Below are 9,065 nucleotides of genomic sequence, written 5' to 3'. Positions count from 1 at the left end.
GGTGAGACGCCTTCTTCCAAAAGGCGCAAGCACCCGCATTCCAATTGATACCTTCCCCTGGAATTGTGGCGGAATAATATAGGTAAAAGCTTCTTTGATAGGAAGGTTGAACACCACTTCTGCGAACAGCTTCTCGTTGGCAGAGGGATTCGATTCAATCGTTTCAATTTCACGCTGGATGTGTGTATTCACAAGGCAGGACTTTCAAAAATTTAACAATTGTACCACCCCTGAAGAAACTAGGAAACTGGCAATAGCCCCTTGAACCGAGTAATCCATTGAGGACAGTATAAGGTAATGCTATGATCCAGCAAAGGTTTTCCACAAAGGAAGAAAATATTGACTAGCTTGTAAATTTACTCTAATCTCAAATTTTTCAAAATAATGGAGTGGTTAGGACTTTAGGGATAATGTTGTGGGCAGATTAATGGCTTTTATTTAGAGGTGAAGTTATGAAAGTTGGAGACAAGATCAAGTTTGATTTTGCAGGCAAGAAAAAAGAAGGTGTAGTGAGCAAAGTGTTCCCAAAAACAGTTTATTTAAAAGTTGATTTCGACAAAGATAAACAAAAAACCGTTAAGCGTAAGCTTAGTGCGATTGATGGGGGAAAATCCAAGAAAAAATAATCGAAGTCAAGATTGCTTCATGTTTAAACGCCCACACCTCTAGCAGTTTGAAGAAGAAGTGTGGGCAAATTTTTATTCTGATGGTTGGTAATCAGCAACTTCAATATGCTCGGTGACTGATTTAATTCCTTCCGTATCAAGAATGATCGCAAGTACCATGGTTTTTGCGCCGCAGAAGTCACTGCCGATGCGCGACCCGACACAAAAGTTGCTGTGCTAATACCTGCTATTAAACAGACTAAAGCCAGAACTTTTTCATACTCTGATCCTTAATCCAAATATTTAAAAATAAGTTTTAATTTTTGCCTGACTTTTCAGGCGCTCAATATATTCCTTTGTAGCTTTTGAGCTTTTCATTTTTTTTAGAAAGTTTACAATTTTCCCCTTTTCATCTTGAAAAGGGTTGGCACCCGCTGATTTTCTGTCGGTGACTTTCAGTACGTGAAACCCGTGCCCAGTTCGAAAAATGTCGCTGATCTCCCCTTTTTTCATTTTAAAAGCCCTGTCGCTGAATGCGGGAAGCATTTGTTTTCTGGTGAAAAAGCCAAGGTCTCCCCCTTTGGAAGCCAGGCTGTCTTGAGAAAATTTCTTAGCCAATGCGGCAAAATCTGTTCCATTGCGGAGTTGATCGAGAATCGATTCGAATTTTTTTAGAACCTTTTGTTCTCCAGCTTTTCCTTTTGATGGATTGAATTTCAACAAGATAATACTGGCGCGAACTTTTTCAGGACTGGTAAATTTGTTTTTATTTTTTTCATAATAGTCAAGAGCTTCATTGTCACTTACCTTTATTTTAGGCTCGATCTCTTTTTTGATAATTTTGTCCATATATAAATCGGTTTCAACCTCAGATTTATATTGGTCAAGAGTCAAACCCTGGTCAGCGAGTTTGTGTTCGAAGACTGCTTCTGAACTAAACTTGGCCTTCACCTCCTGGACTCTTTTTTCAAGCATTTCTTTTGTGATGTTGATTCCCGATTCTTTGGCTTTCAATACAAGTAGAGTGCGTCCGATTTCATCATCTATTAATTTTTTGGCTGCGGATTTTTCCTGATCGGTATTCAGGGGTATGCCGCGTCTTTTGTATTGTTGTGCTGCCTTTTTTAATTCGCGGAAAATCAAATCTCCATTGATGTTTTCTCCGTTTACCTGAGCAACAACTTTAGGAAGTTTGATTTTCAATTCATCATGTTTATGTCCGGAATGGGCCCAGGTGTTTGAGGGATAAGTGGAAACTAAAACTCCTGTACCAAGTAAAATAAAATATAAACACAAGGAAACATATCGTGCCATCACGGTTATCCTTTCTCTGAAAAACTTTAAAAGAATATTCAGGAATTCAAAATTGAATGAGATACTCCTAAAACTAATCATTCAACATAATAATGTCAACCGATTTGTTAATGCTGTAATTGTCGGGTCAAGTTGCGAAACAGGAAGGTCCCCAATACTACAATGCCTAGCAGCATGGTTACCGCAATACGGTATTTTAGAGTTTCAGTTGAGTCAAATATCCACACCACTCCTCCCCATAGCATAGGCCCCAGGATGGAAGCCGCTTTGCCTGCTAACCCATATAATCCAAAAAACTCCCCGACCTTTTCAGGAGGTGAAAGTTCAACGATGAACGCCCTGCTGACTACCCAGACTCCTCCCATACCCACTCCTGCGATAGGCCCCACACACCAGAACAGGTATTCACTTTGACTTAATGCTGCCAGGAATAGGGCGGTGATCCAGAGTGCCAACACCAACCAGTAGGACCAAACCACTCCTTTATGCTTTACCAGAATGCCGATGATCCATGAGCCGATCATTGCCCCTACCGTTGAGGTGATCAAAAAATTTGTAATTTGTCCGCCGTCGAATCCGATCACCTTGCTGGCATATACCGACATAAAAGCAATTATGGTGTTTACGGCATCAAGGATCAGGAAATGTATAAGAATAAAACGAAAAAGGGACTGGTATTGTTGTGCCCGAAGGAAAGTTTGCTTGAGTGTGTTAAATGCTTCTTTTAAACGGATCGGTTGTGCGGTTTGTCCGGTTTCAGGATCTTTAACAAACAAGAAGCAAGGTAGGGAAAAGAGCAATAACAGTCCGGCAGTGGGTAGAAAAGCCGCTGAACGCCCATCAGATTCAACAAATCCTTTTACCATCAACATGCCAAAGATGGAGCCAAGATAACCAAAAGCCACGCCATAACCTGAAACAAGTCCAACATGACTGTTTCTTGAAATGGCTGGGAGCATGCCGTTATAAAAAACCAACGCGGATTGATAACCGTAGTTAGCCAACATAAACAGGGCCAGCCCGGCCCAAAGGTGGTTGGTGGTTCCTATCAATCCTGTGCAGAAGACACAAAGCAGAGTGAGGCCGATCAGTGGGCCTCGACGTTTTCCGGTGGTATCTGAAAATGTTCCGAATACAGGTACGCTTACAGCTACTGCCAGCATGGAAAGTGACAGGGCGGTGCTGTATAAAATGTCTTGTCCGCCATGGTCAACGGTAACCCACAACGCGAAATACAGTGAGATCACGTTCATGGAAAAAATGGTGTTGGCAAAATCGTAAAGGGACCAAGAGAAGATTGCCAGTCTGCTGGAGGTTTGGTTCACTTTGAGGATAGAGCGGTGCGGAACCCGTAAATTTCGTTTTTAATGTGTGGCAGGTTGCGTGCGCGGTTTACAATTTTTACGCCTTCAATACTATTGATCCAGGAACCGCCACGGAGAACTTTCATTTTCAAGGGACCTTGAGGTCCTTCGGGGTTGATTTCAGGGCTGACCCGATAATAATTTTCGTCATACCAGTCGAGGCACCATTCCCAAACATTTCCAGCTGTATTGTATAACCCAAACGGGCTGACCCCAGAGTGATAATAATTAACAGGCGCGGTGTAGGGGTAGTTATCGTTTTCCCCAAAAATATTGAGGAAGAAAAAATTGATGCCCTTATCAAATTTTTTTCCCCACGGCCATAGCCGGCCATCGTTACCTCGTGCGGCCTTTTCCCATTCGGCTTCTGTAGGTAGCCTTCGTCCCTTCCATTTGGCGTATGCCATGGCATCGTGCCAGCTCACTCCAACTACGGGCTGGTCTGGATCGTTAAACCGGGAATCCTCCCAGAACTTTGGAGCAGGATGCCCAGTAGCTTGCATGAAGGCCGCATATTTTTTGTTGCTCACTTCATACTTATCGATGTAATAACCGGGAGTGAAAACAAAATGTACAGGTTTTGCATCTTCTTTTCCAGAAGAGGTGCCCATTTGAAAGTATCCCTGGGGGATATATACCATTCCTGGTGGAGCATCAGCGAATGCGGGAGTTTGAAATAAAATAAACGAAATTAATAAAAGGGAAGGAATCAGTTGATTGGGTCTCATGCAGGTTTGCATGGAAGTCATGATAAGTCAAAAAATCCGATATAAGTTACAAGATCCCGTTTGGTTTCTGGTGCCAGGTCTTTCGCCTCCTCAATATTTTCCACATTGATCCACTGGTAATGCCCATTCCAGCAATTCAGGCTCAACACGGTATTGCCATACCAGTCCATACTCTTATTCAGGAAAATGGGCCCCTCGCACTTCTGGCAATGACCGTGAATCTCTAAATTGTTTTTTGGTTCAAGCATACGTATTCCTAATATAATGAGCAGGCTATGCCTATAAATTAAGTTACAAAGGCATTGGTTGGCAAGCAATTTATTATGAAACAATAAGTTTGAAATGCTCAACCTCATTGAAATGTCAAGGTTTTTTCAGCTATTTGCTTAAAGGTTATGTTTTGAAGGGTATTAATAATTATTTCGGATAGGTTTTTGGATATGTCAGGTAACCGGTTTTTTGAAGGAGAGTTTTCAGTTCATCAATGGGGAGCCCTATGATATTGGTTTTTGATCCTGAATAATCGCGGATCATAAAACTGCCCTCACCCTGAATGGCATAGGCCCCGGCTTTATCCATGGGTTCTCCGGTTTGGATGTAGTTCAAGATTTCTTCATCTGTTAAAGATTTAAAGCGAACTTTAGAGGTAATGGATTTATCAAGAGTTTTTTCAGGGCCAACAACACAGATGCCGGTGGCAACTCGATGTTCTTTGCCACTCAAACGACGGAGCATTCTTTGCGCATCAGCGACATCTTCGGGTTTTCCCAGAATCTCCTGGTGCAGTGTCACAAGTGTATCCGCTCCGATCACCCAGCATTCGGGATATTGGCGGGCGACATCCTCGGCTTTCGCGCGGGCGAGCATTCTGGCATTGTCCTCGGGACGGTAACCATAATCTAATTCTTCCTCCACAGAACTGGGGACCACTTCAAAATCACTGGTAATCTGCTTTAGCAGTTCCAGCCGGCGGGGAGATTTTGATGCCAGAATAAGTTTTTTCTTTAACATAGGCAATGCACCATACCTGAAATGAAAATCAGGATCAACCTCACCAAGCGAGAGGTCAATGAGCAATGGCTTTAATTGGTAATATAAGGAATGTATCTCGGCTGAAAATTGATTGCCATCTGCTTCCCCTGCTAAGGGGCACTAGATCTAATTGGCTTGGCAAGGGGCTGGCAATTGGGAATCAAATCTTATATATTATTGGCCCTTATCCGGACATTATAAATAACTTGATTGAAGGAACTGGTATGGCGGGTGCAACACATCAAATTCAGATTCGACATATATTGGTTGAAAAAAAAGAAGTGGCAGATTTGCTGATTGAGACGATAACCAGTATTCCCACGGAAACTGGCCGGGTACAAATGTTGATGAAACTGGCTGCTAAGTACAGCATATGCCCTGAATCGAAAGAGGATGGAGGAAACCTGGGCTGGCTGGAAGTGGGTTGGAATAAAAATGATCCCCGTCAACCGAGAGGTGGTTTCAAATCATTGGATAATACTGAATTGAATGATTTCATTCTTGATGGCGTAGAAAAGATGACCCTGATGAAAGGAAAGGTGTTTGGACCCTTTGAGTCCTATGAAGGATTTCATGTGGGCATCATCTGCCAGGAAGTCAAGCTGGATAGGATTCTTTAGCCCTGTTAGGGAGAGTTATTTCTGGGTAATGGTTTGTTGCTCTGTTGTCTGTATCTTTTCGCCGCTTTCCCCGACAAAATTATAAGCAAAGCAGCCGCTTGAGCATCTCACCATATAGTGTGGGCAGGACCTGCAGGGTTCTTTCGCTTCAGTCTTCTCAAAAACCGTGTTCAGAAACTTTGCTCCCATTTTAGCCATGGCAATGGAGTTCACCTCTTTAAACTCCGATACATTCCCCAACTTCAGGTTGTGAAAGGGAAAGCAATTGAAGCAGTCGCCCTTCGCGTCGATATCCATAGGACTTCCATCCGCGCATCCGAAATAGAACTCGTTTCGGTTCCATTCTTCTGTTGGCGGTAACTGTTTGTTGCCGTGAAAATAAAAACGATCGGTGAAAGAAAACTGATCTTCACTGATTTCATCAAGAAAGCACGGTGGAAGAGAGCAATCGAAGCGAAAGCACAATTGTGGAAACTTCTCCATGATGTTCAGCATTTTTTTTCCGACTTTTGGGAAGTCCCGTATGGGAAGATAGGTGTTAGCTTCTCCTCCTATAATCGGGAAAGCGGGGCTGACCCGGATTTTATATTGCTTGTCACGAGGCAGGCCTGCCTTCTGGTAAATCTGGTCGATCTCTTCGCATTGCTGTTCAAGCTCCTGGTCTTTAGAGTACAGGTTGATGCTGAATGTGACACTGTAACCGTTGACGCGCAACATACGTTCAGCAACTTCCCGGCATCGGGCATGATTTTTTTCTGAAATATTTTCCATTGTTTGCCAGTTTAAAAGAATGGCAAAATTCACATTTTTACTGATAGCGCCACTGGGACTGGCTATTTTTAACAACAGGTCAAGAACTTTGTCCGGCATCAACCCATTTGTGAAAACGCTGAGATGAGAATAGGGAAGAATATCATCATAAGTGTTTTGCAATATTTCTACGAATTGAGGGTGCAGGGTTGGTTCCCCACCCATAAAATTGATAATTGGTGCGTTTTTGATTTTAGGCAGGAACTCGTTCTGGAAGTAATCGTACTCCATGGATTTCCCAGGTGTCTTCACCGTCTCTTCCATATATTCGTCTGCAAAACAGTAATTGCATGTTAGATTGCAATAACTGTTTAAGATGATATTCACCAATTACCTCCTGTGAACCTGTAATGATTCTGCCAAGCTACAAACCTGACCGTTATCTGTTGGGTCAGGCGTTTAAAAGCTGATATTTCCTCGAATGCCTACATTATACTATTTAGAGGATGATAAAGGGTTTTTAATGTCTACGGATCGAACTTTTTCTTCCGGCGCAGAATTTGTGATGTTCCGGCCTGGACCACAAGAGCCATTTCACAAGGATAAGTGCGGACGACATTGACGAAAGTTTGAATAGCTTTGTCTTTCGCGTCGGTTTCATCTTCCGATTCGCAGGCATACTCCCACGCGGTACTTAAAGTTGGGATTTTTTCCAACCCATGTTCTTCCAGCCGCTCGGTTATTTCCTTGTGAGCTTCTTCGCTTAATCCTTTAAACTCTACAGCAATGAATACTTTGTACTGCAAGGTTCTCCTCCTTCGTTTGTCCGGGTTCTGAAAAACTTGTAGGGACTAGTGTATAATATGCCGTGCTAAACTGCTAGTCGTTGGCTCGGTTTGCTGGAAGTAAATTTATCCCACTTAATATCACCGGAAGCTCTCCGGCCCGCTTGAGGTTCTTGCCTTGTCCTCATTTCATAAATTCATAGCAAATATTGGTTGGACTACCTTGGGGAAAACTGGAGTCCAGATAATTTTGTTTTTGATTTCCATAGTGCTGACACGCTATCTCGGCAAGGAGCGATTGGGAGACTACGCCACTCTTTTAGTCATTCCAGTATTTGTCAGGTTGTTGACATCGTTTGGTTTCGAAACGCTGATAAATAAAAAATTGCCCGAACTCGGCATCAATGATCCCTCGGGATCTGAAGGGCGTTTTCTGGTTAGCAGGTTGTTGGTTCTCAGGTTTTTGACCGGTGGAATCTTTTGTTTTCTGATTTATCACTTACTGTCCTACTACCTTGACTTTATAGATAAACCGGGGTTGATCGAGTTTCGTTGGGCTTTGATATTCTATTTCTTTGTCATAAACGTGGACTCTATATTGAGCACTTTGTTCATGACCTTGCTTCGGTTTAAGGCGTTAGCAAAAATAGAAACTTTTGGGGCCTTCTTGAACCTGGTTTTTTTATTGCTGTTTATACGTTTGGATTATGGAATTTATGCGGTTCTTTACTCTTATATTATTTCAGTCGCCATAACGAGTGTGGTCTATCTGGTTCTGGCAAAAGATCAATATTTAGGATCTGTAAAGAAACCCGAATGGGATGACATGGGGCACCTCGCATGGGTGTCTTATGGGATTAGTTTTTTAAGCTTTGGATTAATGACCCAAAGCGACGTCCTGCTGATGAATTTTTTTAAAGTGGGCCGTGCTGATATCGGCTTGTATCACCTGGCTACAGGACTTAGTGCGTCAATGGCTTTCCTCCTTGCTGGCGTGGCTCCTATGGCGCTATCACTGTTTTCAGAAACCTATGCAAAGGAAGGAACGAATAGCCTTGGAAACCTTTTTTGCCAGATTGTTGGGTTCGCCTCTTACCTGACGATTCCCGTATACATATTCTGCATCCTGAACTCTTCCTACTTAATCGAATTTATATATGGTTCTGAATTTTTAGAGGGAACAGGTGCATTGGCAGCGTATGCCACTTTTGCTGGGATACAAACTGCATTGGGAATCAACTTCACCGTTTCTACTTTATATGTTATCCGTCATCGAGATGTGGCAATGCGGTCCACCGCTGAGAGCAGCATTCTTAATATTGTTTTGAACCTGGTGTTGATTCCCTCACTAGGCATGATGGGGGCCATAGTGGCGACAGGTTCTTCGATGGTTTATATGGTTATACGGCAGTTGAAAGTCATTTCTTCAGAAATGGATATTGCACCTGTTTTTTCCATTATTGGCCGTTGTTTTTTGTTTTGCCTGATAGCTTCTGCGCCACCATTAATTTTATCAGGATTTGATAAAGGGCATTTGTTGATTAACCTGCCTGTATATCTGATATCGTTTGTTGTGCTTCTCTTTTTAGCAAAGCCTTTTAATGATGAACAACGCCAGTTTGTCGTCAATGTATACCCACAGCTGGACAGTTGGTCCAAGTGGTTTTTTCGATCTCCAGGGAATTGATTCAAATTATGTTAACTGCTGATCAACAATTGAAGGATTGCAGGATATGTGGGTTTTCGGGGCAAAGTCCTACTTATCAAGTTCCTGAAATGATGTTCGGATTGAAAGAGGAATTTTCTTATTTTCAGTGTTCAGAATGCCAGTGTCTGCAGATTGAAGAATTTCCATCAGATATGTCAA

The 9,065-nt window shown here is 42.5% G+C and carries 10 protein-coding genes; 2 read left to right on the top strand and 8 right to left on the bottom strand.

Annotated elements, in window-relative coordinates; translation table 11 throughout:
* The 6 genes from F3741_06995 to maf all read right to left on the bottom strand — a co-directional run.
* Window positions 1-192 (bottom strand): hypothetical protein (locus tag F3741_06995; GenBank protein ID MZG30542.1); only part of this gene is annotated, 192 nt, incomplete at its 3' end.
* Window positions 193-908: 716 nt separating this feature from the next.
* Entirely contained in the window at window positions 909-2,000 is a 1,092-nt protein-coding gene (locus F3741_06990; protein MZG30541.1) for a hypothetical protein, read from the bottom strand.
* A 26-nt stretch (window positions 2,001-2,026) separates the two neighbouring features.
* Window positions 2,027-3,172 carry an MFS transporter gene (locus F3741_06985; GenBank protein MZG30540.1) on the bottom strand — a complete coding sequence of 382 codons (1,146 nt, stop codon included), beginning with the start codon at window positions 3,170-3,172 and terminating at the stop codon, window positions 2,027-2,029.
* Window positions 3,173-3,240: 68 nt separating this feature from the next.
* On the bottom strand, window positions 3,241-4,032 hold the full coding sequence (locus tag F3741_06980) for a formylglycine-generating enzyme family protein (protein ID MZG30539.1): 792 nt from the start codon (window positions 4,030-4,032) through the stop codon (window positions 3,241-3,243).
* Window positions 4,029-4,259: a hypothetical protein gene (locus tag F3741_06975; GenBank protein ID MZG30538.1), complete on the bottom strand. Its 231-nt coding sequence runs from the start codon at window positions 4,257-4,259 to the stop codon at window positions 4,029-4,031. Before F3741_06975 ends, F3741_06980 begins: the two co-directional genes overlap by 4 nt.
* Before the next feature lie 169 nt (window positions 4,260-4,428).
* A complete protein-coding gene (maf, locus tag F3741_06970) occupies window positions 4,429-5,022 on the bottom strand; it encodes a septum formation protein Maf (GenBank protein MZG30537.1) in 594 nt (197 codons plus the stop codon).
* Between the two features lie 245 nt (window positions 5,023-5,267).
* On the opposite strand from maf, the gene F3741_06965 reads away from it, so the two are divergent.
* Window positions 5,268-5,663, top strand: coding sequence for a hypothetical protein (locus F3741_06965; GenBank protein ID MZG30536.1), 396 nt, complete (start codon window positions 5,268-5,270; stop codon window positions 5,661-5,663).
* A gap of 15 nt (window positions 5,664-5,678) precedes the next feature.
* Here F3741_06965 and F3741_06960 read toward each other — a convergent pair whose 3' ends face one another.
* Together F3741_06960 and F3741_06955 are read right to left on the bottom strand one after the other, a co-directional pair.
* Window positions 5,679-6,800: a radical SAM protein gene (locus F3741_06960; GenBank protein ID MZG30535.1), complete on the bottom strand. Its 1,122-nt coding sequence runs from the start codon at window positions 6,798-6,800 to the stop codon at window positions 5,679-5,681.
* A 140-nt stretch (window positions 6,801-6,940) separates the two neighbouring features.
* Entirely contained in the window at window positions 6,941-7,219 is a 279-nt protein-coding gene (locus F3741_06955) for a hypothetical protein (GenBank protein MZG30534.1), read from the bottom strand.
* Window positions 7,220-7,376: 157 nt separating this feature from the next.
* On the opposite strand from F3741_06955, the gene F3741_06950 reads away from it, so the two are divergent.
* A complete protein-coding gene (locus F3741_06950; protein MZG30533.1) occupies window positions 7,377-8,885 on the top strand; it encodes a polysaccharide biosynthesis protein in 1,509 nt (502 codons plus the stop codon).
* The last annotated feature ends 180 nt before the right edge of the window (window positions 8,886-9,065 follow it).

The sequence above is a fragment of the Nitrospinota bacterium genome (genome assembly GCA_009873635.1).
Taxonomy (GTDB): Bacteria; Nitrospinota; Nitrospinia; order Nitrospinales; family VA-1; genus LS-NOB.
Note: the sequence above shows the minus strand (reverse complement) of the source record. Positions and strands in the feature narration are given on the sequence as shown.

Coding starts and splice junctions, on each gene's coding strand:
- F3741_06980 (MZG30539.1), bottom strand. CDS start 4,032: ATGACTTCCATGCAAACCTGCATGAGACCCAATCAACTGATTCCTTCC.
- F3741_06965 (MZG30536.1), top strand. CDS start 5,268: ATGGCGGGTGCAACACATCAAATTCAGATTCGACATATATTGGTTGAA.
- maf (MZG30537.1), bottom strand. CDS start 5,022: ATGTTAAAGAAAAAACTTATTCTGGCATCAAAATCTCCCCGCCGGCTG.
- F3741_06985 (MZG30540.1), bottom strand. CDS start 3,172: ATGAACGTGATCTCACTGTATTTCGCGTTGTGGGTTACCGTTGACCAT.
- F3741_06975 (MZG30538.1), bottom strand. CDS start 4,259: ATGCTTGAACCAAAAAACAATTTAGAGATTCACGGTCATTGCCAGAAG.
- F3741_06990 (MZG30541.1), bottom strand. CDS start 2,000: ATGATTAGTTTTAGGAGTATCTCATTCAATTTTGAATTCCTGAATATT.